25 protein-coding genes are annotated in these 21797 nt (G+C 58.7%); 15 read left to right on the top strand and 10 right to left on the bottom strand.

The features are described from left to right. Nucleotides 1-55: 55 nt before the first annotated feature. The 3 genes from arsC to EAO82_RS07445 are packed head-to-tail and all read left to right on the top strand — an operon-like array spanning nucleotide 56 to nucleotide 1426. Nucleotides 56-409, top strand: a complete 354-nt coding sequence (gene arsC, locus EAO82_RS07455) for an arsenate reductase (glutaredoxin) (RefSeq protein ID WP_096346249.1) — start codon at nucleotides 56-58, stop codon at nucleotides 407-409. Further along, entirely contained in the window at nucleotides 406-1029 is a 624-nt protein-coding gene (gene wrbA / locus EAO82_RS07450; RefSeq protein ID WP_096346250.1) for an NAD(P)H:quinone oxidoreductase, read from the top strand. The genes arsC and wrbA overlap by 4 nt, the downstream gene beginning before the upstream one ends. Beyond that, on the top strand, nucleotides 1016-1426 hold the full coding sequence (locus EAO82_RS07445) for a DUF2069 domain-containing protein (RefSeq protein ID WP_096346251.1): 411 nt from the start codon (nucleotides 1016-1018) through the stop codon (nucleotides 1424-1426). The genes wrbA and EAO82_RS07445 overlap by 14 nt, the downstream gene beginning before the upstream one ends. Before the next feature lie 5 nt (nucleotides 1427-1431). Here the strand turns inward: EAO82_RS07445 and hda are convergent, their stop codons facing one another. Beyond that, nucleotides 1432-2145 carry a DnaA regulatory inactivator Hda gene (gene hda / locus EAO82_RS07440; RefSeq protein WP_096346252.1) on the bottom strand — a complete coding sequence of 238 codons (714 nt, stop codon included), beginning with the start codon at nucleotides 2143-2145 and terminating at the stop codon, nucleotides 1432-1434. 97 nt (nucleotides 2146-2242) lie between these two features. After that, nucleotides 2243-3430, bottom strand: a complete 1188-nt coding sequence (locus EAO82_RS07435; protein WP_096346253.1) for a DUF2066 domain-containing protein — start codon at nucleotides 3428-3430, stop codon at nucleotides 2243-2245. 234 nt (nucleotides 3431-3664) lie between these two features. Here EAO82_RS07435 and purM point away from each other — a divergent pair, with 234 nt between their 5' ends. From purM to EAO82_RS07420, 3 genes are read left to right on the top strand one after another with little or no spacing between them, the layout of a single operon-like run. Continuing rightward, nucleotides 3665-4732 (top strand): phosphoribosylformylglycinamidine cyclo-ligase, encoded by a 1068-nt coding sequence (gene purM / locus EAO82_RS07430; RefSeq protein WP_096346254.1) that lies wholly within the window; start codon nucleotides 3665-3667, stop codon nucleotides 4730-4732. Between the two features lie 4 nt (nucleotides 4733-4736). Beyond that, nucleotides 4737-5429 (top strand): phosphoribosylglycinamide formyltransferase, encoded by a 693-nt coding sequence (purN, locus tag EAO82_RS07425; RefSeq protein WP_096346255.1) that lies wholly within the window; start codon nucleotides 4737-4739, stop codon nucleotides 5427-5429. Continuing rightward, a complete protein-coding gene (locus tag EAO82_RS07420; RefSeq protein ID WP_096346256.1) occupies nucleotides 5422-6180 on the top strand; it encodes a DUF3108 domain-containing protein in 759 nt (252 codons plus the stop codon). The genes purN and EAO82_RS07420 overlap by 8 nt, the downstream gene beginning before the upstream one ends. 76 nt (nucleotides 6181-6256) lie before the next feature. Here the strand turns inward: EAO82_RS07420 and EAO82_RS07415 are convergent, their stop codons facing one another. After that, nucleotides 6257-7480 (bottom strand): 3-hydroxyacyl-CoA dehydrogenase, encoded by a 1224-nt coding sequence (locus tag EAO82_RS07415; protein WP_096346257.1) that lies wholly within the window; start codon nucleotides 7478-7480, stop codon nucleotides 6257-6259. 251 nt (nucleotides 7481-7731) lie between these two features. Then, nucleotides 7732-8241, bottom strand: a complete 510-nt coding sequence (locus EAO82_RS07410; protein ID WP_096346258.1) for a phosphotransferase system, HPr-related protein — start codon at nucleotides 8239-8241, stop codon at nucleotides 7732-7734. Between the two features lie 122 nt (nucleotides 8242-8363). Here EAO82_RS07410 and EAO82_RS07405 point away from each other — a divergent pair, with 122 nt between their 5' ends. After that, nucleotides 8364-8972 (top strand): uracil-DNA glycosylase family protein, encoded by a 609-nt coding sequence (locus tag EAO82_RS07405; protein WP_218838588.1) that lies wholly within the window; start codon nucleotides 8364-8366, stop codon nucleotides 8970-8972. Nucleotides 8973-8988: 16 nt separating this feature from the next. Here the strand turns inward: EAO82_RS07405 and EAO82_RS07400 are convergent, their stop codons facing one another. Further along, nucleotides 8989-9879, bottom strand: a complete 891-nt coding sequence (locus tag EAO82_RS07400; RefSeq protein ID WP_096346259.1) for a bile acid:sodium symporter family protein — start codon at nucleotides 9877-9879, stop codon at nucleotides 8989-8991. A gap of 169 nt (nucleotides 9880-10048) precedes the next feature. Between EAO82_RS07400 and EAO82_RS07395 the strand changes: the two genes are divergently transcribed. After that, nucleotides 10049-10987 (top strand): LysR family transcriptional regulator, encoded by a 939-nt coding sequence (locus EAO82_RS07395; protein ID WP_096346260.1) that lies wholly within the window; start codon nucleotides 10049-10051, stop codon nucleotides 10985-10987. Here EAO82_RS07395 and EAO82_RS07390 read toward each other — a convergent pair. Beyond that, complete coding sequence (locus EAO82_RS07390) at nucleotides 10984-11298, bottom strand: antibiotic biosynthesis monooxygenase family protein (RefSeq protein ID WP_096346261.1); 315 nt, start codon at nucleotides 11296-11298, stop codon at nucleotides 10984-10986. The genes EAO82_RS07395 and EAO82_RS07390 overlap by 4 nt on opposite strands. 81 nt (nucleotides 11299-11379) lie before the next feature. Continuing rightward, nucleotides 11380-12441, bottom strand: coding sequence for an SDR family oxidoreductase (locus EAO82_RS07385; RefSeq protein ID WP_096346262.1), 1062 nt, complete (start codon nucleotides 12439-12441; stop codon nucleotides 11380-11382). Nucleotides 12442-12527: 86 nt separating this feature from the next. Between EAO82_RS07385 and EAO82_RS07380 the strand changes: the two genes are divergently transcribed. Then, the gene (locus EAO82_RS07380; protein ID WP_096346263.1) at nucleotides 12528-12911 is read left to right on the top strand and encodes a winged helix-turn-helix transcriptional regulator; all 384 of its coding nucleotides are present in this window, start codon (nucleotides 12528-12530) and stop codon (nucleotides 12909-12911) included. 79 nt (nucleotides 12912-12990) lie between these two features. Here EAO82_RS07380 and EAO82_RS07375 read toward each other — a convergent pair whose 3' ends face one another. Both EAO82_RS07375 and EAO82_RS07370 read right to left on the bottom strand, forming a co-directional pair. After that, nucleotides 12991-14307, bottom strand: coding sequence for a sensor histidine kinase (locus EAO82_RS07375; protein WP_096346264.1), 1317 nt, complete (start codon nucleotides 14305-14307; stop codon nucleotides 12991-12993). After that, nucleotides 14304-14999: a response regulator gene (locus tag EAO82_RS07370; protein WP_096346265.1), complete on the bottom strand. Its 696-nt coding sequence runs from the start codon at nucleotides 14997-14999 to the stop codon at nucleotides 14304-14306. The genes EAO82_RS07375 and EAO82_RS07370 overlap by 4 nt, the downstream gene beginning before the upstream one ends. A 151-nt stretch (nucleotides 15000-15150) precedes the next feature. On the opposite strand from EAO82_RS07370, the gene dsbD reads away from it, so the two are divergent. From dsbD to EAO82_RS07340, 6 genes are all read left to right on the top strand, one after another. Then, nucleotides 15151-16917: a protein-disulfide reductase DsbD gene (gene dsbD, locus EAO82_RS07365; protein WP_096346266.1), complete on the top strand. Its 1767-nt coding sequence runs from the start codon at nucleotides 15151-15153 to the stop codon at nucleotides 16915-16917. Next, nucleotides 16917-17732, top strand: a complete 816-nt coding sequence (locus EAO82_RS07360) for a TlpA family protein disulfide reductase (protein WP_096346267.1) — start codon at nucleotides 16917-16919, stop codon at nucleotides 17730-17732. The genes dsbD and EAO82_RS07360 overlap by 1 nt, the downstream gene beginning before the upstream one ends. Continuing rightward, nucleotides 17729-18484, top strand: coding sequence for a thiol:disulfide interchange protein DsbG (dsbG, locus tag EAO82_RS07355; RefSeq protein WP_096346268.1), 756 nt, complete (start codon nucleotides 17729-17731; stop codon nucleotides 18482-18484). Before EAO82_RS07360 ends, dsbG begins: the two co-directional genes overlap by 4 nt. Nucleotides 18485-18584: 100 nt before the next feature. Next, complete coding sequence (locus tag EAO82_RS07350; protein ID WP_096346269.1) at nucleotides 18585-19232, top strand: c-type cytochrome; 648 nt, start codon at nucleotides 18585-18587, stop codon at nucleotides 19230-19232. Further along, nucleotides 19229-20143, top strand: coding sequence for a c-type cytochrome (locus EAO82_RS07345; RefSeq protein WP_096346270.1), 915 nt, complete (start codon nucleotides 19229-19231; stop codon nucleotides 20141-20143). Before EAO82_RS07350 ends, EAO82_RS07345 begins: the two co-directional genes overlap by 4 nt. A gap of 117 nt (nucleotides 20144-20260) precedes the next feature. After that, entirely contained in the window at nucleotides 20261-21010 is a 750-nt protein-coding gene (locus EAO82_RS07340; RefSeq protein WP_096346271.1) for an MBL fold metallo-hydrolase, read from the top strand. Nucleotides 21011-21022: 12 nt separating this feature from the next. Here the strand turns inward: EAO82_RS07340 and EAO82_RS07335 are convergent, their stop codons facing one another. Beyond that, nucleotides 21023-21787: an SDR family NAD(P)-dependent oxidoreductase gene (locus EAO82_RS07335; protein ID WP_218838589.1), complete on the bottom strand. Its 765-nt coding sequence runs from the start codon at nucleotides 21785-21787 to the stop codon at nucleotides 21023-21025. Between the last annotated feature and the right edge of the window lie 10 nt (nucleotides 21788-21797).

The following is a 21797-nucleotide window of genomic DNA, read 5'->3' as shown; positions in this document are numbered from 1 at the left end:
AAACCCCATACTCGGCATAAGCCACCCGCTTACCCCATCTGCAACGGAGAGTCACATGTCCGCGGTGCGAATCTACCACAACCCACGCTGCTCCAAATCCCGCCAGGCACTGGCCCTGCTCGAAGAGCAAGGTGAGGCCTTCGAAGTCATCAACTACATCGAAAACCCAATGGACAACGCCACCATCAGCGACCTGTTGGTCAATCTGGGGCTCAGCGCGCGCGAATTAATGCGCAAAGGCGAAGACACCTACAAGGAACTCAATCTCGGTAACGAAGAGCTCAGCGAAGCGCAGTTGGTACAAGCCCTGGCCGACTACCCCAGACTTATCGAACGGCCGATCGTGATCAAGGACAACCGCGCCATCATCGCCCGGCCGCCAGAGAAGTTGCTGGAGCTGTTTTCATGAGTAATGCGGAACGCTATGTTTTGGTCCTGTACTACAGCCGTCATGGCGCCACTGCCAAGATGGCCCGCCTGATTGCCGAAGGCATAGAAAAAACCGGCATGCCTGCAAGGCTGCGCACTGTCCCCAGTGTCTCAGCCGACACCCAGGCCAGCCAACCCGCAGTACCTGAGCAAGGTGCGGTGTATTGCACTGAAGACGACCTGCGCCACTGTTCCGCGCTGATACTCGGCAGCCCTACCCGCTTTGGCAATATGGCCGCGCCGCTGAAATACTTTATCGATGGCACCAGCAGCCTGTGGCTGGCCGGAAGTCTGGCGAACAAGCCCGCTGCCGTGTTCACCTCCACTGCCAGCCTGCATGGCGGCCAGGAGAGCACGCTACTGTCCATGCAGCTGCCGCTGCTGCATCACGGGATGCTGCTGGCCGGCTTGCCCTATACCAATCCCGAGCTGACCGAAACGCGCGGCGGGGGCACGCCCTATGGCGCCAGCCATCATGCCGGCGCAGATGGCGCGCGCGGACTGGACAAACACGAAGCCGCGTTATGCCGCGCACTGGGCGAAAGAGTCGCCCGGCTGACTCAGCAACTGCACGCCGGAGCCGCCCATGTCCCGAGCTGACAAGCCACTGCCCAGCATCGACTATCTGAATCCACGCGTGCGCCTGTGCCGCGTGGTTTCGCTGATTGGGTATCTGGGTTTAATCGGCACATTGCTGATCTACAACGCATTGATTGCTGATCTGCATGGTGCCAACCCTTGGATCATCATTGGCACACTGACCGTGCCGCTGTTGATCTTTATGCCGGGCATGCTCAAAGGCAATATCCGCACGCATGCCTGGCTGTGCTTCGCCGTGAACCTGTATTTTATCTACGGTGTACTGACCTGCTTTCAACCCGAGCGCATGCTCTACGGCTCGCTGTTAACCGGTTTCAGCACGCTGTTTTTTATTCCAGCGATGGGTTACGTGCGCTGGGGCTTTCAAGCCCAGCGGGTGAATAACGGCGAGAGCTGAAAGCCTTACCAGCCCATAACCCGTTTGACGAAAGGAATTGTTAGACGGTGTTGGGCCTGGAGGGATGCCTGATCGAGCTGTTCCAACACCTGAAACAACTCGCCCATACCGCGGGACCCGCGATTGAGCAGATAACGCGCCACCTCTTCGCCAAGCTGCAGCCCGCGTAATTCGGCACGTAACATCAACATGCGCTGCTTATCTTCATCGCTTAATGGCTGCAGCTGAAACACCAGCCCCCAGCCCAGGCGCGATGCCAGATCCGGCAAACTGAAACCCATGGCTCTGGGCGCGGCAGACGCCGCCATCAGCAGCCGGCTGCCCTGCTCACGCAGGCGATTGTATAAATGAAACAGCGCCTCCTCCCAGTCCGCATGTCCTACCAGCACATCCAGCTGATCCAGGCACAGCAGATCAAACTGCTCCATGCCCTCAAGCACATCCGGACCGAGATTCTGTACTTCGGCTAGCGGCAGATACATGGCCAGACCGTCGGCTTCCGCCATGCGGTGACAGGCGGCCTGCAGTAGATGTGAACGGCCGCTCTGCGCTGGTCCCCACAGGTACAGGCAGGTATCGGGTAAAGCCGGCTGGGCACTGGAAAGCGCTGCCACGGCACTGGCCGCGGCCGCATTCGGGCCCGCGTAGAAGTTGGTGAACGTAGCTTCGTCATTGAGCTTGATGCTCAGTGGCAGCTGCATGGGTTGACCTATCGGCATCAGGCTCTCGCGTCCTCGCAAATGACGCCACAGGCCATTGAGGGCCAGAGTGCATTAACCCTCATTTCAGACTCCCACATGCGCAGGCTCACAGCCCTCAGCGCCAACGGTAATACAGGGTATTCGGCGCAGGCTCAGGGGCCGGGGCCGGGGCCGGTGGCGGCGCCAGTTCAGGCTCGGGGCTCGCAGAGCCGTCGGAGCCGTCTACTGGCGTCTCGGCACCAACACCCTCACCCACTGTCTCGCCTCCCAGAGCAGAATCAGTGATAGCTGGGCTAACCGGCGTAACAGGAGCAGGCTCGGGTGCCGGGGCTTGGGTCTTGATCAGCCGCTGATCGAGCGCCAGCAACCGCTGCAACTGCGCTTCGCTGCCTGGGAAATCGAACTTCAAGCGCACCTGGCTACCGTTGATAGCCTGCAATTGCGGCATTACCTGGCTGCCCAACTGCTGCAATATGCGCTGCAAACTGGCAAATGCGTCCAGCCCATTAACGTCATCGACAACGATAATCCAGCTACCCAGATCTCCCGCTGACGCTGAAGAAACGGCATATTGGGAGAATACCTGGTTCGCTACCCGCAACATCAACTCATCTGCGGCTTGCTCAGGGGTCTCGGCACTAATGCTCCCCTTATCGGCCTCGTCATCCAGCCACAGATTCCAGTCCAACTTCCAGCCAGCCGTCTCCTGGGTAATATGCACGGCCAATGCCGCGCTGGCCTCATAACGCTCGGTTGCTTTTACCAGGGTAGCTTTGTCAGCCTCAACAATCGTCTCTTCGCTGACCTCAGCCCGATCCTGCAGATCGATAAGCGGAAAGCTCAGTGCCACTGCGCGATGCTGGGCTGCTGCACTCAAGACCTCAGACCACTCGCCACCGGGATTCAAAAACTCATTACCCAGTGTGCGTTCTTCCACAGCCCAGAGCATTACCCCTGGCCGAGTCGGCCCTAACATCGGTTGCCGAGCCGCGCTCATCAGTTCACGCAACTGCGCCGGCTCGAACTCCACATCGAATCCGCCGTCGTCGGTCGAGCCCATACGCCGCATCATCGTGCTCGGATCCGCCAGCGCTTTGTCGAAACGGTCAGGCTTGCTCAGCGCCTCGGATCCGCCCAAGCGGGTCAGCATGACCTCCAGTGCCTGGCGCATGACTTCATCCCGTGGCTGATCCTCCGCTACCGGTAATTGCACCTGATAGAAGCTCTGCACGACCGCAGCCTGCAAGCTAACGGGGGCCAGGGTCAGCGCCAACAACAGCAAGATTTTTCGCATTGAGTACATGAATGGTTCCGCTTGGACATGTCAACGGCAACCCGGACGGATGGCTGGCGTGAACAGAGATAAAGCGCATACATTAAACAACCGTCGCGGTGGCGGCAACCAAGCCTGCGAGGCATCGCAGATCGATCGTCCAACCGGCATGGTTCTTGGCCCTGCATATTGTTAAACTAATGCGCTTTATCGCAGCGGCTTGCATTGGCTGGCTGTTATTCCTTTCATCACCGAGATTCGCGCATGAGCAGCCAAACGCCACCCAAGCCTTCCATCAGCTACAAGGACGCCGGAGTTGACATCGACGCCGGCAATGCCCTGATCGACCGGATCAAGCACGTCGCCAAGCGGACCAGCCGGCCCGAAGTCATGGGTGGCCTGGGTGGTTTTGGCGCCCTGTGCGAAATTCCTGAAGGCTACAAGCAGCCGGTGCTGGTGTCCGGCACCGACGGCGTGGGCACCAAGCTGCGTCTGGCGATGGACCTGGGCAAGCATGACAGTATCGGCATCGACCTGGTCGCCATGTGCGTCAACGATCTGGTGGTCTGTGGCGCCGAGCCGCTGTTCTTCCTCGACTACTATGCCACCGGCAAGTTGGACATCGATGTCGCAGCGCAAGTCGTCAGCGGCATTGGCGCCGGTTGCGAGCTGGCGGGTTGCGCACTGGTGGGCGGCGAAACGGCAGAAATGCCCGGCATGTATGAAGGCGGAGATTACGACCTGGCCGGATTCTGCGTAGGTGTGGTGGAAAAAGCCGAGATTATTGACGGCAGCCGCGTGCAGGCTGGCGACGTACTACTGGCCCTGCCGTCCTCCGGCCCGCACTCCAACGGCTACTCGCTGGTGCGCAAGATCATCGAAGTCAGTGGCATGGACATCAACACCACCATGCTCGACGGCAAATCACTCAGCGAACTGCTGATGGCGCCCACGCGCATTTACGTGAAAGCGTTGCTGCAGCTGATCAAGGAAACCGGTGCGGTCAAGGCCATGGCTCACATTACCGGCGGTGGCCTGTTGGAAAACATCCCCCGCGTCTTGCCGGCCGATGCCTGTGCGCATGTTGACCTGAACAGCTGGCAGCGCCCCGCGGTGTTCAACTGGTTGCAGGAAGAGGGCAATGTGGATGAAACGGAAATGCACCGCGTGCTTAACTGCGGCGTCGGCATGGTGATCTGTGTCGCCGAAGAACAGGCCGCCAACGCCATCAGCGTGCTGGAAAAAGCTGGCGAAGCGCCCTGGATCATCGGGCATATCGCCCAAGGCACTGAAGGCGGCGAAGCAGTCGTTCTCAACCGCAAGGGTAACTAAGGCGGTGCCGGGCACACAGCAGACCTGCCGTATCGTTGTACTGATCTCTGGCTCCGGCACCAACCTGCAAGCCTTGATCGATGAACTGGCCGACAAGACCACGTCCGGTCAGATTGTCGCCGCCATATCCAACCGCCCTGGTGTGGGCGGATTGGAGCGCGCGGCCCGGGCAGGCATCGCTACTGCGGTGGTCAACCATCAGGACTTTTCTGATCGCGACAGCTTCGATGCCGCGCTGATAGCGTGCATCGATAGCTACCAACCTGACCTGGTTGTGCTCGCCGGATTCATGCGCATTCTCACACCCGCCTTTGTTACGCATTTTCATGGGCGGCTGTTGAACATTCATCCCTCGTTGTTGCCCAAGCACAAGGGTTTGCACACCCACCAGCGGGCGCTGGAAGCAGGCGACAGCGAACACGGCACCACCGTGCACTTCGTTACAGCAGAATTGGACGGTGGGCCGGTAGTCATACAGGCCAGTATTCCGGTATTGTCTGAGGACACCGTTGCCAGTCTGGCAGCGCGCGTACAGCAACAGGAACATCTTATATACCCGTTGGCGATGAACTGGTTTATCCAGGGTCGCCTGCGGTTGGTAGACAACCAAGCCTGTCTGGATGGAAAACCTATTCCTGCTGGCGGGCTAAGGTTGGATGACTTCGAGACCGACATGCGAGTACAACCAGATGCCTGAAAGCACGTCTTATCCCCGCCGCACCAGCCGCTGGCTGGCGGCCCTTGCCCTGACTCTGGGCGCCAGCAGTCTGATGGCTGCCGAACTGATCCCCTTCTCCGCCAGCTACGCCGCTGATATGAAAAGTATTCCGGTAAATGGCGAAGCCAACCACTCACTGGTCAGCAATGAAGACGGCACCTGGACGCTGAACTTCAACGCCGGCATGTTTGTGGCGCGCCTGACCGAGCAAAGCACGTTAAGGCTTGAGGAAGACAGGGTCATCCCTCTGACCTATAAATACGAACGCCGCGGGCTCGGACGTGGCCGCGAGACCACGCAAACCTTTGACTGGACCAATGAACAAGTCACTGGCGTGCACAAGGAAGATCCCTTCAGCCTGCCAACCGAACCAGGCCTGCTGGATAAAACCACCTACCAGCTGGCGCTGCAGCGCGATCTGATGGCCGGCAAGACCGACATGTATTACCGCGTAGTGGATGGTGACAGCATTGATGATTACCACTTCCGCGTGACCGGCAACAAACGAGTCACCACCCGGGTAGGCCAGTTCGACGCAGTGGAAGTAGACCGCGTACGCGAGCCCGACTCGAAGCGCGAGACCACTCTGTGGTTCGCCAAGGATTTCAATTACCTGCTGGTGCGCCTGATGCAGACTGAAACCGATGGCCAGGAGTACCGCATCATGCTCAAGGAAGCCACACTCAATGGTGAGCCGGTAGTAGGAACCCCAGTTGGCGGCGACGAGTAAAGCCGCGCATGATCTTCCGGCATAAGAAAACCGCATTCAAGCTACCTTGAATGCGGTTTTTTATTGACTGACCGAATCAGCCCTTGGTGAAACGCTCACCAGCTTCAGCACGCTTGACCAGACCAGCAGCCGGCTTCCAGAACTCACCCTGGCTGGCTTCCAGCTCACGGATCTGCTCCAGCACCACGTCCAGCCCGAGGCTGTCAGCGTAGCTCATCGGGCCACCGCGCTCCGCAGGGAAGCCGTAGCCGTACAGGTAAACGCGATCGATATCCTCGGCAGACTCGGCAAAGCCTTCATCCAGAATACGCGCGCCTTCGTTGACCAGCGCCAGAATGCAACGACGGACGATTTCCTCGGCACCGACGTCACGCTGGGTGTAACCGGCTTCTTCGGCTACTTCACGGGCCAGCATGTCGGTTTCGGGATCATGAATGGCCTGACGGCTGCCGGGCTCGTACTTGTAGAAACCGTGACCGCTCTTCTGACCAAAACGCTCCATTTCACACAGCTTGTTGTCCAGCCATACAATCGGCTCACCACGGCCAATACCGGCCAGTTGGCGTGAACGCCAGCCCAGATCGATACCCACCACGTCATACATGCGGTACGGGCCCATCGCCATGCCGAAGCCCTGCAGCGCCTGATCGACTTCCCAAGGTGTGGAACCTTCCAGCACCACTTCGCGGGATTGGCGCGAGTACTTCTCGAGCATGCGGTTGCCGATAAAACCATGGCAGTTACCGGCCAGAACGGCCTGCTTGCCAATCTTCTTGCCAACCGCCAGACAGGCATCCATCACGTCCTGCGCCGTCGCCTTGCCACGGACCACTTCCAGCAGCTTCATGATGTGCGCCGGGCTGAAGAAGTGCAGGCCCAGAACCTGAGTCGGACGGCCAGTGGCCGAGGCGATCTCGTCGATATCCAGGTAAGAGGTGTTGGTCGCCAGAATCGAGGAGGCTTTGACCGCTTTATCCAGCTCGGCAAAGATCTTCTTCTTCAGATCCATGTTTTCGTAAACAGCTTCAACTACCAGATCCATATCCTGGAGATCGGCATAATCCTGAGTGGTCGTGATGCGGCCCAAACGCGCCTGCGCTTCAGCATCGTCAAAACGCTCCTGCGCGACCGAGCGCTTGTAGACGCTGGCGATATCAACCAGGCCCTTTTCCAGCATCTCGCCGTTTACATCCAACCAGGTCACCGGATAACCGGCGTTGACGAAGTTCATGACGATACCGCGGCCCATGGTGCCCGCACCGATAACGCCGACCTTCTTGATACTTTCAAATGAAGCCATTGCAGCCTACCTCCAGATCAATTGACATAAACCGACTCCGGCCACAGCAATACAAGGGCCGGAAGTCGTAAAACCAGAAGTTGAAAAAACAGGAGCGTACACTACGCAAAATCAGCGCAAATTTAAAACGAATAACCTGGATAGGCTGTATTCACGGCATGAATAAATACCCGCCTGACGAGTGCGTCGGCCGCGCGCGAATTACGCCTACCGGCCCGAGGGGATCAGCAAGCGTGGCCATGCGCGGGTTACTACCTGTTGCGCTGGGGGGGTTCAGAACGCTCGGTGATATCGGCCGGATCCTCTGACTCCAACTCATCCTCTACGCCGGGCAAGGGCCGGAGTGGCTCCTCCGGATCACCATCCCAGGGCTGTCCATCCAGGGGGTGCACCCTCCCTTCCTCAGCTTCATCCAGACTCCCGCCAGCACCAATATCGCCAGCACCGACCACATCCATCTCACGGTCAGCCGCGCCGCCGCTCCCCGGCTCCAAGGGGCCTCGTGCGCCATCTTCATGTATCAGCGTTTCCGGCGTCAGATCATCATCGGTAGGGCCCTGACCAGGCTGGGAAGCGCCGGTCAAACCGACGTCGTCGGTGTCATCGACCGCTTCATCGAGACGTCTTCCCGGATCGCCATTGATCGGCCCTGCCGGACCACGCTCCTTCTCTCGCTCGTCATCGGACCATATTTGCGCAGGTACCGAATCCCGACGGCCATCTGCATCAACCTCTGGCTTGAAATTGTCATCTTTGCTCATGTGCCTGTCCTCCTGATCGGGTAGCCTTTATGCTTTACCCATAATCAGTTGACGACCAGGCTCATGGAAAATTCCCCCCGCAAACTTCTACACGGCGTCGGCTTTCGCAGAGCGATTGCTGTATGCGCGACAGCGACCTTCTGGCTATGAACGCCTTTGCAACGCTGATCTCTCAGGTTAAAGCCTGCACCCTCTGCGAGGCTCATCTGCCCCTTGGCGCACGTCCGGTAGTACAAGCCCACCCGTCAGCGCGCATATTGATTGCCGGACAGGCGCCGGGGCGCAAGGTACATGAAAGCGGGATCCCCTTTAACGACGCCAGCGGCGAGCGGCTCCGCGAATGGATGGGTGTTACTCCCGAGATATTTTATGATGAGCGTTGTATTGCCATTCTGCCGATGGGGTTCTGCTATCCGGGTACCGGAAGTTCAGGTGACCTGCCGCCACGCCCTGAATGCGCACCTACCTGGCGGCAGCCACTGATGGCCGCACTGCCGAATATCCAGCTGACGCTTGCGCTGGGGCAATATGCGCAGGCTTTTCACTTCGATGGCAAGCGCTTGCCGGTCACCGAGCGCGTCGCCGATTGGCAAAGCCACTGGCCCAATCTGTTGGCTCTGCCACACCCCAGCCCACGCAATAATATCTGGCTACGTCGGCACCCGTGGTTCGAGGAACAGGTAATACCGTTACTACGCCAGCGCGTGGCCGAGGTGCTGGCGCAGGCTTAACAAGCGTAGCCAGAGCCTATGCGCCTTGCTCGGCGGCAGCGCGAGTAAGGCGTGTACTACGGCGCCGCATGACCACAACCACTGTTGCCGTCACATACATCACCAGCGAATAGAGCGCCGCAGGCACCGCCAGCTCATCGTCCTGCAAAAAGCTGGTAGCGATCAGCATGGCCAGCGTGCTGTTCTGAATCCCCGTCTCCAGCATGATGGAAGTGGACTGAGCGCTGTCCAGACGCAGCAGCAATGCCGACCCCAGGCCTAGCGCCATCATGATCACGTTCAACAGAATGATCGCCACCCCGCTGTCCATCAGGCCGGTGACCACTTGATCACCTTCGCGCACCAACACACCGAGGATCAAGGCGCCCAGAAACAGCATGCCAAACAGGCTGATTTTAGGCTCCAGCCAGCGAGCCAGTTTTTCGCTACGGGTGCGCACCCACATACCCAGCGCGATCGGCAGCAACGTCATCAGCATCAGGCTGATCATCATCTGCGCAGCCGGCACGCGAACACTCTGGTAGCCACCACCAAACACCTGAAAGGCCAGCCCCACCAGCAACGGAATGCTGATCACCGCCAACAGGCTGCTGACCGCGGTCAGTGTGACTGACAGGGCCAGATCTCCGCGCGCCATGTAGGTCACCATATTGGAGGTCACGCCACCCGGGCAGGCCGCCAGTAACACCAGCCCAATGGCCAGCGCCGGCGTAGGCATCAGCCAGGCAGCCAGGGCAAACCCCACCAGCGGCAATAACAGCATCTGTCCGCCGAGACCAGCCAGCGCCGGGCGCGGAAAACGAAAAATACGGGTAAAGTCGCCCGGCGCCAGGGTCAGTCCCATGCCTAACATGATGATAAACAGACACAGTGGGAGTACTAGCTGAGATAACAGACCGCCGGTCATGACCTATCCTTAGCGGGCCACGGCGAAGCCATGCCACCCATCATTATTGTGATATTCAGGGATTGCAGCCGCAGGGATTAATCGGTCTCTGCCTTCTAGCCCCCGCGTAATCTGGGCACACTAACGCAGCGCATCCTATGTGTATAATGATGTTTTTGCAGGTCAAACAATGAACGAAATTCATTCCAGAGGCGACCTCAACCTGTTTCGCGTGTTGCTCGCGGTGGCCGATACCGGCAGCACCATCGAGGCAGGCGTGCAGTTGAACCTGTCCCAGTCAGCCGTTTCCCACGCATTGCGCCGCCTGCGCGATTTGCTGGGCGACCCACTGTTCGTCAAGAATGGTCGGCAACTGGTCATGACTGCGCACACCCGGAGCATTCTGCCCAAAGTTCGCAGCGCGCTGGAAGATTTATCCAGCGCCACCCTGCGCAGCACGCCCTTTGATCCCACCCGCTCCGCCATGACCTTTCAGTGCGGGCTGCGCGATGCATTGGAGTACCTGATCATGCCCGCACTGATGCAGCGCGCCCGGCAGGAACACTGGCAAGTGCGCTTTCATAGTCAGCGGGTGTCCGGCGAAGATATAGAAGCGCGCATACTCTCGGGCGCGCTGGATATGGCGGTCAGCCTGGAATATCCAGCTGGCGAACAGATCGCCAGTCGTGAGCTGCTGCGGGAAGAACTCAGCGTGATGGTCGGCCCCTCGCATCCGGCTTACGCCAGCGGCAAGCTCAGCCTTGAGGATTACGTTAACAGCGCCCACGTACTGGTCACGCTCAACGAACGCGAACGTGGTTTGGTGGACCAGGATCTGGTCGGCTTTGGTGGCAACCAGCGCCATATTGCCCTGCATTGTGAGCATTACCACGCTGCCGCGCAGGTGGTCGCCGAGACCGATCTGCTGCTGACCATGCCACGAACCTACGCCCGCAGCCTGGCGCAGCTCAACGGCAATCGCCTGCTGCCCGTCCCCTTTGCCTGCCGCACTGTTCCAATCCGCCTGTATTGGCGCAAATCGCTCAGCGAAGAGCCCTATATGATCTGGCTAATGACCGAGCTAGAAACGCTGCTGCAGCATATGCAAAGCCGCGCCGGGCAGCCTTAACTCTGCCCCGGCAATACCACCCATTCCGGCTCCTCGAACTCACCGAGCAGGGTGATCTCGCAATTGCGCGCATGCTTTTCCAGAATCGCCTTGACCATCTGATCACGGCTGTCGTCCTTGGCATCCCGCGCCGCCTTGGATTCCCAACTGGCAATCGCCAGCAAGGTATCCGGCTCGCCGATCTTGCGATGCAGCCGTGTGCCCAACGCACCAGGAGTACGCTGAATCACTTCACTGGCGCGGATCCAGGCTTCGGCATATTCATCCACGGTGTAACCGGGCTTCATGCGCACTTCAAAAATGAATTTCATATGGTTCTCCCTTGCTCTCTGGTTGGAACGCGCAGAGAGCAAGGGGTTTCATCCGTTCACCGGGTCAACACAGATGATCGCCTAGGGAATCAGCTTGCCCGCGCGCAGACGGTCGAACACATCAAAAAACGCCTCATCGCTCGGCTGATAATCCAGAAAGCCGAACTTCCGGCTTTTCGACATATCCGTCACCACTTCAATCGGCCGCCCCAGATCAGCGTCGGTATGCCAAGGGGAAATCAGCTTGTGGATATCTGCCTCGGCCAGGCCGAACTCTTTGGCCATCGATTGCCATACTTCGGCATCATTGGCCATCTGCTGCTCCAGCGGTGCCAGCGTGCCGTCAAACTCTGCGGGCTCGATCTCGAACCATTCCGCGATGCGCGCCCACATCCATTTCCACCGAAACACATCACCGTTGACCACGTTGAAGGCTTCGTTAGCGGCATCAGGCGTCGTCGAGGCCCAGAGCATATGCCGGGCAAGCTGCGCCGCGTCGGTCATATCGGTCAGGCTGTTCCACTGCACTTCAGAACCTGGAAAGCGAAACGGCCGGCCCGTGACGCGGCATACCGACGCATAAACCGCTAAGGTAGTCGCCATGTTCATCGCATTGCCCACCGCGACACCGGTGATGGTGTGCGGCCGATGCACGCTCCAGGTGAAACCATCGCGCTCGGAGGCGGCAAACAGTTCGTCTTCCTGGGCGTAATAGAAATTGGGAACATCCAGACGCCCCTGTTCCTCGCGGAACGGAGTCTGCGGCAGGGCGCCCTTACCGTAGGCCTCAAACGGTCCCAGATAATGCTTGAGGCCGGTGGACAACGCCACGTGTTTAACCGACCCGGACGGGCGTACTGCTTCCAGCACATTACGCACCATCTCTGCGTTAACCCGAATGTTTTCCGCTTCAGTTGCCTGGCGCGCCCAGGTGGTCAGAAATATGTGAGTCGGCTGCATATCCTTCAATGCCGCTTTGAGCTTTTCAGGATCGAGCAAATCTGCACTGACCGAGGTAACATTCGCTTCTTCATTAGGGCGTCGAGCCAGACCCGCGACACTCCAGCCTTCGTTCGCAAGCAATTGCGTCATAGCACTGCCGATGATGCCGCTCGATCCTACAACCAGCGCTTGATTTTTCATGCGCAAACCTCCAAAACAGAATAGGCAACCACCTTAACCGCTCGTACACGCCGATCCTAGTCGGCACCAAATGGTACCTACCCCTTATGCAGACCGGATCAGACGAAGAAAAATGGGAGGAGGATTGCGCGCCCAGACGCGTACTGGAACTCTTCTCGACAAAGTGGACCAGCATGATTCTTCACACCCTGCATGCCCGGCATGACGGCATTGCCCGTACCGGCGCATTGCACCGATCCCTGCCAGGCATCTCGAAAAAGATGCTGATTCAAACACTGCGTGAGCTGCAAGCCAGCGGGCTGATCGAGCGACACGCCCAGGATACTGTGCCGCCCGCGGTAAGTTATGCGCTGTCGCCACTGGGTAAGCTGATGGTTCAACCCATCGAGATGATCTACGACTGGGCGAGAACCAACTCGAGTGCCCTTGACCAATTGCAGCCGCGATCGACGTCGCGAAGACGGCCGTGAAAACTAACCGAGCAGCCTTGGCATCAATACGCTGAAACCGCCTGTCTATTGGTCATACGGCTTCATGCGAGCCTAAAACTCAGCGCCTCAATGGCAGCTCTAGCGTCACCAGCATGCCATCACTACTATTGCTGAAGCGCAACTGACCGCCCGAGCGCTGAACGATCGCATCAACAATCGCCAGGCCTAGCCCGCTGCCGCTTTCCGTACCCTGGCGCCAGAATCGCCGCGTTAACATCATCATGCTCTCCTCGGCTAATCCAGGGCCATGGTCACGTACCTTGAAACTCGCCCAGTCGCCTTGGCATTTGACCTCCAGTTCCACCTTTGTGCCTTCAAGGGTATGCCGCAATGCGTTATCCAGCAGGTTACGTAATGCCATAGTCGCAAGCGCGGGTGGGATATTCAGAGCTCGATGCGACAATTCCGCGGTAGCACACAGTTCCACACGCTCTTTGGTGCCAGGCACATCCTGAATCGCCAATCGGGCTACCTCTAACGCGGTGGCTTGAGCACCCTCCTCAAAAGATTGCTGCCCCTCAACCCGCGCCAGTAGCAGCAATTGTTCAAGCGTGCTCTGCAAACGATCGGCGCCCTTCTCGGCCTGCACTAGTGCATGAGCAGACTCCGCACCCGTAGTCATTCCCGCCACCTGCAAATGCACTTTGATGGCGGTTAGAGGGCTGCGCAATTCATGGGCTGCGTCGCCGGTAAAGCGCCGTTCTCGCTCGATGGCATGGGCGATCCGTTCAAATAACTGATTCTGGCTGTCCTGGAGGGGCTGCAGTTCACTCGGCAGCGGCGAAAGCTGCAATGGTTCAAGCGAATCCGGGCCACGTTGAAGCAGAGCATCAGCCATGTGCCGCAGCGGCTCCAGGCCTTTGCGCACGCCCAACCAGAGCAACAGCAGTGTGCCTAGCAACGCCACGCCCACCGGCAGAGCCGCCGCCAACAGTACTGAAGATTGCAGAGTATGGCGCTCGTCCAGCCGATCCGCAGTGGTGATGCGCATGCCGTGCTGCTCGAATGTATAACTGCGCCAACTCACACCATCCACTTGCTGGTCGCGAAAGCCGATCTGCTGTGCGTCGAGCGGCTCCGCGAGCTCCGGGTTGCTGCGCGCGATCACTTCGCCACGTAAAGAACTGACCTGGCATGTGAGCCCGTCTGGCATACCCAGCCGTTGAGCGGTTATGCGCTCCGCGGTCTCTGGCTGCGATGACTGCGGTATTTGTACCAGCAGACCCGCAACCATCTGCGCCGACGCGGCGAGACGCTGATCCAGCGAACGCATCATCTCGGCCCGCAGGTCATAGAGCATCCAAGCTGCCGCCAATGACCATAAAATGATGAACGTGGATCCCAACGTCAGGGTCAGGCGCAAGCGTAAACTCATTCTCCCGAACCTCTTGCAGGGGACGTAGCAGAGGCCGCCGGACCTAGGCGATAACCTGCCCCGCGCACAGTCTCGACGATGTGGTTGCCCAGCTTGCGGCGTAAATGATGGATATGGACGTTGAGCGCGTTACTTTCCAGCTCATCACTCATGCCGTAGACGCTGTCCTTCAATTGCCCTGCGCTCAGCACACGGCCCTTATGAAGTAGCAAAGTGTTGAGTAAGGCTCGCTCACGACGTGAAAGATCCACCGGAGCATCGTTCAGCCATACCAGTGCAGCATCGGGATCATAAACCAGCGTTCCGTGCTTGATCAGATTGGTGCTGCGGCCACTGGAGCGTCGCACCATGGCATGCAGGCGGGCGCTCAATTCGCGCAGATCAAAGGGTTTTACCAGATAGTCATCAGCGCCCGATTGCAACCCGGCAACGCGATCACTGATCGCATCACGGGCGGTCAATATCAGCACTGGTATAGGTACTTCTCGAGCGCGCAACCGGCGCAGCAGCAATAATCCATCCTCGTCCGGCAAGCCCAGATCAAGAATCATCACATCAAAGGTGATGGTGCCGAGCATGGCTTCAGCATGAGCAGCAGTGCCCACCGAATCAACAGTCATGCCCTGAGCTGCCAACCCAGCGGCTATACCACTGGCAATCAGGGGGTCGTCTTCGACAAGGAGAATATGCATAGTTCATCCGCTGCTGCGTGGCATCAGTATCCATTGTAATGATTAACGGCGGATTAACAGTCATAACGGCCGCAGGGTGTTGGGTTAATTCGACGTTAATCCTGCTAACCCATACTGCGCTCCATCGAATCGCGGTTGGAGCAATTACAGCATGAGATGGCGCTATGTTCTGGTTTTACCCTGTCTATTGGTGTGGTCGAGCCTCGCATTCGCTCTCGTAAGTCTGAGCAGCGGGGACGGTAGTGACAGCGAGTTTCTGCCAGTGGAAGAAGCCTTTGAGCTGGTGGTCGGCGAGAGTACCGATGGTAAAACCCAACTGACCTGGCACATTGCCCCCGGCTACTACCTGTATCAGCAACGCCTGACGTTCTCCGGCCTGGATCAGGAGTTTCACCCGGCCCTGCCTGCTGGCCTTCCTCACAGCGACGAGTTCTTTGGCGAATCCGAGATTTACCGTGACTCGCTACAACTGACAGTTCCACCAGGGTATTCCGGCCAGTTCACAGTTGCCTGGCAAGGCTGCGCCGATGCCGGTCTGTGCTATCCGCCGCAAAGCCTTGATATCGGTACAGCAGACGAGGCAGCGGCTGATGCGCCAGAGGCACAGAACTCACTAGCCCAAGCGGAAGACCAGCGCATGGCCAGCCAGCTCCATGAGTGGTCGTTACCATTGGCACTGGCGCTGTTCTTTGGCCTCGGGCTGCTGCTGGCTTTTACCCCGTGCTCGCTACCCATGTTGCCGATTCTGGCTGGGCTGGTGGTCGGCAGCGGCGCGACTCCACGCCGCGGACTGATGCTCGCTTCGGTGTATGTCATCAGCATGGCCATGGTCTACGCCGCACTGGGCATGCTTGCCGCAATGCTCGGCGGCAATCTTCAGGCAATGCTGCAGCAGCCTTGGTTACTCGGTGCTTTCGCGGGGCTTTTCGTTCTACTTGCCCTGCCCATGTTCGGGATCTTCGAGCTGCAACTCCCCGCCTTTGTTAGGGACAAACTCGATCAAGCCGGACGCAAGCAAACCGGCGGTCATCTGGGTGGTGCCGCCATGCTCGGGTTATTCTCCGGCCTGCTGGTTGGACCGTGCATGACCGCGCCGCTGGCCGGTGCGCTGCTGTATATAAGCCAGACGGGAGACATCCTGCAAGGCGGCCTGGCGCTCTTTGCGCTGGGCATCGGCATGGGCATTCCGCTGTTGCTGGTGGTCACTCTGGGGACGCGGTTTTTACCGCGCCCTGGCCCCTGGATGAATCAGATCAAAGTAGTTTTCGGCTTTGTATTTCTGGCATCGGCGCTCTTGATCGTCCGCCCGGCACTGGACGAATCCTTATGGCTAGGCCTGTTCGCCGTGTTACTACTCGGCGCCACCGCCACGATTATGCAGACCGCACGCCACAGCACCCACAGTGCAATACTGCATACTCTTGCCGCACTCGCCGGCGTATGGAGTCTGACGCTGCTGCTGGGCGCCGCCGGTGGCGCTACCAATCCTTGGCAGCCTCTGACGGTCTATACAGCCTCAGCCATCGGCGCGCCTGCCGAAAGCCACATGGATGCCTTTACTACGCTGGACACGACAGCAGAGCTAGACCAGCAACTGGCTGATGCCAGCGCTGCGGGCAAGTGGGTACTGGTGGACTATTACGCCGACTGGTGCGTGTCCTGCAAGGTCATGGAGCAGCAGATCTTTGGCCGAACTGACGTAATGGCCAGCCTGGAAGGTGTCCGGCTGTTGCGCCCGGATGTGACCAGCAATAGCTTAGAAAGCCGCCAACTCCTCTCAAGATACGAGATACATGGCCCACCCACACTGTTGTGGATCGGCCCCGATGGCCGAGAGCGCCGGGCGAACCGTATCACCGGCGAAGTGAACGCTGAAGAATTCCTGCAAAAATGGCAAACCACTAAAGAGGACGGGTAATGCTGACGGTCAATGTAGGCCCGCTGGCCATGGCCAGCTCACATTTCATCCTGCTGGTCAGCCTTGTCGTGGCAACCCTGACCGGCTGGTGGTTAGGTCGCCACCGCGAACGTAACCCTGAAAAGCACCTGTTCAACCTTTTGCTGCTCGGCTTGGTCGTCGCGCGCCTGGCATTTGTGGTTATGTATTTCGAGCACTTCACTGACAGCTTTTGGCGAATTATCGATATTCGCGATGGCGGATTTATCATCTGGCCAGGGATCGTTGCTGCGCTAGGAGCAGGCCTGGGACTCGCCTGGCGTGATATTACCTTGCGCGTGCCGTTGGGTGGCGCTCTGGCAGTGGGGCTGATTTTCTGGGGCGTCAGCAGTTACATGCTCCACGCCATGCAGCAGGGTACACAATTGCCCGAGATGATACTGCTGGACATGGAGGGAGAACACGTCTCGCTGCAAGAACTCAATGGCCGGCCACTGGTGGTCAACCTATGGGCTACCTGGTGCCCGCCCTGCCGGCGGGAAATGCCGGTGCTGGCCGACGCCCAGCAACAGCACACCGATATCGTCTTTGCCTTTGTCAATCAAGGCGAAGGTCAGGGCGAAATCGTCCGATTTCTCGACGAAAACGAACTAACGCTGAATAACGCGCTGCTGGATACCGGTGGCCAGTTCGGCCAGCAGGTCGGCTCACAGGCGCTACCTACCACGCTTTTTTACAACGCCCAAGGCCAGCAGGTCGCCAGCCACCTCGGCGAGTTGTCCGCTGCGAGCCTGTCCCGCCAGATTGCCAAACTCAAAGAGGAACCAACACCATGATCCGACTGCAAACAAAGCATATGCTCCCCGCCCTGCTGTTAAGCCTGAGCCCATTGATCCATGCCGAAGACTGGCCCGCACCCATTGCCGCGACAGTAGAGCGTGGTGTCGAGATCGTCGGTCAGTTTGACGCGCCCTCGGGTCTAAAGGGCTATGCCGGCAAATTCAACGGCCAGGGCATGGCGCTATTCCTTACCGAAGACCAGCAACACGTGATCGTCGGCACCATGCTGGATGCTACCGGCACAGACGTAAGCCGCGCGGCTCTCGATAAGTTGGTTTATGGCCCCATGGGCGAAGAAATGTGGGCGCAACTGGAAGCCAGTGACTGGATCGGTGACGGCGCGGATGATGCCGGGCGTGTGGTCTACACCTTCACCGACCCCAACTGCCCGTTCTGCAGCATGTTCTGGAAACAGGCACGTCCCTGGGTCGAATCAGGCAAGGTTCAACTACGACACATCATGGTCGGCATATTAAGGGAGGACAGCCCCGGCAAATCAGCTGCCATTCTCGTCGCCAAAGACCCGGCAGCTGCACTGCACGAGCATGAAGCAGGTGATGAAGTAAAAGCGCTGGACACCATCCCCGCAGCGATCGCCCAGCAGTTGAAAACCAATCATGACCTGATGGCCCAGCTCGGCGCCCAGGCTACACCGGCCATCTTCTATCTGGATGACAAGGGCAATATGCAACAGCAGCAGGGCGCACCGCGGCCGGATCGTCTGGCAGAGATCATGGGGCCGGAATAATAGATGCGCAGCGCAGTCCGGCGCAGACTACACTCCCACCATCAACGCAGATCTTGCACGCTAGCCCGCCGGTTATCGCCACAACTAAACAGAGGCCTATATGAAAATTGCTTACTGGTCGCTCGCCGGTATTCTTCTGGCCTCAAGCCTGCAAGTCTTCGCCGCAGACGCAACTGCTGTGTACACGAAAGGGGGTGCCAACCCCGCTGCGATGGCATGCAGCACCTGCCATGGCACCGAGGGCGAAGGGATGGCGGCGGCCGGCTTTCCTCGGCTCGCCGGTTTGTCTGCTGATTACATGCAAAAACAGCTCGACGATTACCTGTCAGGTGATCGCGCGAACCCGATCATGCAGCCTATCGCTGCCGCACTAACGCCTGAAGAAGTGGAAGCCGTTACCACGATGCTGGCCAATAAGCCAGCCCCACAGGTTAAAAGAATCGGACGTGCGGCTGAGGCCCACACGCTTGGCGAAATCCTGGCGCTCCGGGGTGCTTGGGATCGTAATATTCCTGAATGCGTAGCTTGTCATGGACCAAGCGGAGTAGGTGTCGGCGAAGCCTTTCCGCCACTCGCAGGGCAATCAGCTCAGTATCTTTCCTCGCAGTTGAATGCGTGGCGACAGGGTACGCGCAAGAACGACCCTAATGACCTCATGGGTCATATAGCCCGCAAGCTAACCGACGACGAGATCAAGGCGGTCTCGGCGTACTTCGCCAGCTTGATTGAAACAGGGGCAGAACAATGAAAACGTCCTCAAGCGCTCTGCTGTTCATCGCCCTTGTCATGCCGGCCCATGCTGACACCAGCAGGACCGAGGATCAGTCGCAGATTCACACTGATGCGACCGCGGGCAGCGACCCGTATTTCCAACCCCCATCGGAGAGTGAGCTGCCGGATAACGCCTTTGGCAAGCTGGTACAGGAAGGCCGCGCCATATTCGTCGATACCAAAAATCGCGCTCCCGAGTATGTCGGCAACGGTCTCGCGTGCGCCAACTGCCACCTGGAGCAGGGTCGCAAAGCCAACTCGGCACCGCTATGGGCTGCCTACACCATGTACCCAGCCTATCGGTCAAAAAATGACAAGGTGAACAGCTATACCGAACGTCTTCAGGGTTGTTTTCAGTACAGCATGAACGGCACGGCGCCGGAGGCAGACAGCCCAGTGATTGCAGCCCTTTCTGCGTATTCATACTGGCTTTCCACCAGCGCACCGACCGGCCAAGAGCTGCCAGGACGCGCTTATCCCGAAGTACCTGAGCCCGAGGGCGGCTATGATCTTGCCAAAGGCAAGCAAATCTATACTGCCCAGTGTGTGTTATGCCATGGCGAAAACGGTGAAGGACAGAAGGCAGGAAATGACTATGTGTTTCCTCCCTTGTGGGGAGCTGATTCGTTCAACTGGGGCGCGGGGATGCACAGGATCAACACAGCGGCCGCATTCATCAAAGAAAACATGCCGCTGGGCCAGGGCGGCACCTTGAGCAATGAAGATGCCTGGCACGTGGCAGCTTTTATGAACAGCAAAGAGCGTCCTCAGGACCCTCGCCTGGTCGACGGTTCGGTGGAGAAAACACGAGTTAAATACCATGCCAATGATGGGGTGAATCTATACGGCAAAGCAGTTGAAGGGAAGGTTCTGGGCAAGGGCCTGTAACCTGCCAATGCCTGGTGAGAATGGATGACCCTGCAGAATCTTGCTCCAGGACAATTATCAGCCCTGCACCGCTCGTTACACTCACACAATCAACACAAACCTTTCGCGGAAGACCTTATGATATTCAGGCAGCTATTCGAACCCGTCTCCAGCACCTATACGTACCTGCTGGGCTGCGAAGAAACCGGCGAGGCTATTCTGATTGATCCGGTCATCGCCACCATTGATCGCGATCTCACGGAGATCGGCAACCTGGGGCTGAAACTGGTCTACAGCCTGGATACGCATATCCATGCCGACCACATCACCGCCGCACTGGAATTGAAGAAACGTGTGGGCAGCCGTATCGCCGCGCCGGCATTCGATCACCTACCCTGCGCCGATATCGGTATTGAAGAAGGCCGGCCGTTCAGGGTCGGCAGCCTGGATATCACTCCACTGCATACCCCCGGGCATACCGACGGCCACTTCGCCTACCTGCTGGGTGATCGCCTATTTACCGGTGATGCCCTGCTGATCGATGGCTGCGGGCGCACGGATTTTCAGAACGGCGATGCCGAGGCACTGTACAAGAGCGTCAGAGATAAGCTGTTTGTGCTGCCCGACGATTATCTGGTGTATCCGGCCCATGACTATCAGGACCGCCGCGTCAGCACCATCGCCCAGGAAAAAAAGCGCAACCCGCGGCTCGGCATGGACAAGACCCTGGACGAATTCAAGACCATCATGGCCAATCTGAACCTGCCCTACCCCAAGTTCATCGACCACGCGGTGCCCGGCAACAAGCAATGCGGCGTCTGCCCTGCCGACCTGCCGGACAATCTGATGCAGTATTGCGAGCAGATTGCCCTGACGCCGCAAGGCTGACGCAATCGCCTTTTACTGCTTGTTTACCGCCAGTGGATCCACCGATGCGCCGGCGCCCAGCTCGGCGCGTACCTTGGCCAGACGCGCACCTTCCTTGGCAGTGATCGCGAACAGTTTGGCCGGATCGGCTGTACGCAGCTGCAGCGCACCCAGCTCCATACCTTCAGCCACGACGATGTCATGCTGGCGGGCGCTCAGGCCATCCAAAATGGTTTTCGCCGCATCAACCGGATCGATACCGTTGTCGATATTGGTATCCGAACGCCCGCGCGCAGCGCCGCTGCCTTCCAATGCGTTCTGGGCAATAGCGGTACGCACCGAGCCCGGCAGAATCACGCTGACGCCAATCCCGTAGGCGTCTTCGACCTCGGCCCGCAGCGCCTCGAAATAGCCGACGACCGCATGCTTGGCACCGCAGTAACCGGTGCGCAGCGCGGTACCGACCTTGCCGGCCACCGAACTGACAATTGCCAGCTGCCCGCCACCCTGCTCGACCATGCGCGGCAGTAATGCCTGGGTCAGCGCCAGGGGCGCCAGGTAATCGACTTCAATCAGTTTGCGGTAAACGTCAAAAGAGGTATCCAGCGCCAGGCTGCGCTGGCTTATGCCGGCGTTGTTGATCAGCACATCAATGCGCCCGCGCCAGTTCCAGGCCTGTTCGACCAGAGCAGGCAGGCGATCATATTCGGTGGTTTCAAACGGCAGGACCAGCGTGCGTTCCGGAGCTTGAGCTGCGACGGTTTCCAGTGCGTCGGCCCGGCGGCCGGAAAGAATCACCTCCGCGCCC

The sequence above is a fragment of the Halopseudomonas pelagia genome (genome assembly GCF_009497895.1).
Classification (GTDB): Bacteria; Pseudomonadota; Gammaproteobacteria; order Pseudomonadales; family Pseudomonadaceae; genus Halopseudomonas; species Halopseudomonas pelagia_A.
This window is presented reverse-complemented; position numbering and strand designations above follow the sequence as displayed.

Bases quoted from the DNA above. Each gene is read 5' to 3' on its own strand.
- arsC (WP_096346249.1), top strand. From the start codon at position 56: ATGTCCGCGGTGCGAATCTACCACAACCCACGCTGCTCCAAATCCCGC.
- wrbA (WP_096346250.1), top strand. From the start codon at position 406: ATGAGTAATGCGGAACGCTATGTTTTGGTCCTGTACTACAGCCGTCAT.
- EAO82_RS07445 (WP_096346251.1), top strand. From the start codon at position 1,016: ATGTCCCGAGCTGACAAGCCACTGCCCAGCATCGACTATCTGAATCCA.
- hda (WP_096346252.1), bottom strand. From the start codon at position 2,145: ATGCCGATAGGTCAACCCATGCAGCTGCCACTGAGCATCAAGCTCAAT.
- EAO82_RS07435 (WP_096346253.1), bottom strand. From the start codon at position 3,430: ATGTACTCAATGCGAAAAATCTTGCTGTTGTTGGCGCTGACCCTGGCC.
- purM (WP_096346254.1), top strand. From the start codon at position 3,665: ATGAGCAGCCAAACGCCACCCAAGCCTTCCATCAGCTACAAGGACGCC.
- EAO82_RS07420 (WP_096346256.1), top strand. From the start codon at position 5,422: ATGCCTGAAAGCACGTCTTATCCCCGCCGCACCAGCCGCTGGCTGGCG.
- EAO82_RS07415 (WP_096346257.1), bottom strand. From the start codon at position 7,480: ATGGCTTCATTTGAAAGTATCAAGAAGGTCGGCGTTATCGGTGCGGGC.
- EAO82_RS07410 (WP_096346258.1), bottom strand. From the start codon at position 8,241: ATGAGCAAAGATGACAATTTCAAGCCAGAGGTTGATGCAGATGGCCGT.
- EAO82_RS07405 (WP_218838588.1), top strand. From the start codon at position 8,364: ATGCGCGACAGCGACCTTCTGGCTATGAACGCCTTTGCAACGCTGATC.
- EAO82_RS07400 (WP_096346259.1), bottom strand. From the start codon at position 9,879: ATGACCGGCGGTCTGTTATCTCAGCTAGTACTCCCACTGTGTCTGTTT.
- EAO82_RS07395 (WP_096346260.1), top strand. From the start codon at position 10,049: ATGAACGAAATTCATTCCAGAGGCGACCTCAACCTGTTTCGCGTGTTG.
- EAO82_RS07390 (WP_096346261.1), bottom strand. From the start codon at position 11,298: ATGAAATTCATTTTTGAAGTGCGCATGAAGCCCGGTTACACCGTGGAT.
- EAO82_RS07385 (WP_096346262.1), bottom strand. From the start codon at position 12,441: ATGAAAAATCAAGCGCTGGTTGTAGGATCGAGCGGCATCATCGGCAGT.
- EAO82_RS07380 (WP_096346263.1), top strand. From the start codon at position 12,528: ATGCAGACCGGATCAGACGAAGAAAAATGGGAGGAGGATTGCGCGCCC.
- EAO82_RS07375 (WP_096346264.1), bottom strand. From the start codon at position 14,307: ATGAGTTTACGCTTGCGCCTGACCCTGACGTTGGGATCCACGTTCATC.
- EAO82_RS07370 (WP_096346265.1), bottom strand. From the start codon at position 14,999: ATGCATATTCTCCTTGTCGAAGACGACCCCCTGATTGCCAGTGGTATA.
- dsbD (WP_096346266.1), top strand. From the start codon at position 15,151: ATGAGATGGCGCTATGTTCTGGTTTTACCCTGTCTATTGGTGTGGTCG.
- EAO82_RS07360 (WP_096346267.1), top strand. From the start codon at position 16,917: ATGCTGACGGTCAATGTAGGCCCGCTGGCCATGGCCAGCTCACATTTC.
- dsbG (WP_096346268.1), top strand. From the start codon at position 17,729: ATGATCCGACTGCAAACAAAGCATATGCTCCCCGCCCTGCTGTTAAGC.
- EAO82_RS07350 (WP_096346269.1), top strand. From the start codon at position 18,585: ATGAAAATTGCTTACTGGTCGCTCGCCGGTATTCTTCTGGCCTCAAGC.
- EAO82_RS07345 (WP_096346270.1), top strand. From the start codon at position 19,229: ATGAAAACGTCCTCAAGCGCTCTGCTGTTCATCGCCCTTGTCATGCCG.
- EAO82_RS07340 (WP_096346271.1), top strand. From the start codon at position 20,261: ATGATATTCAGGCAGCTATTCGAACCCGTCTCCAGCACCTATACGTAC.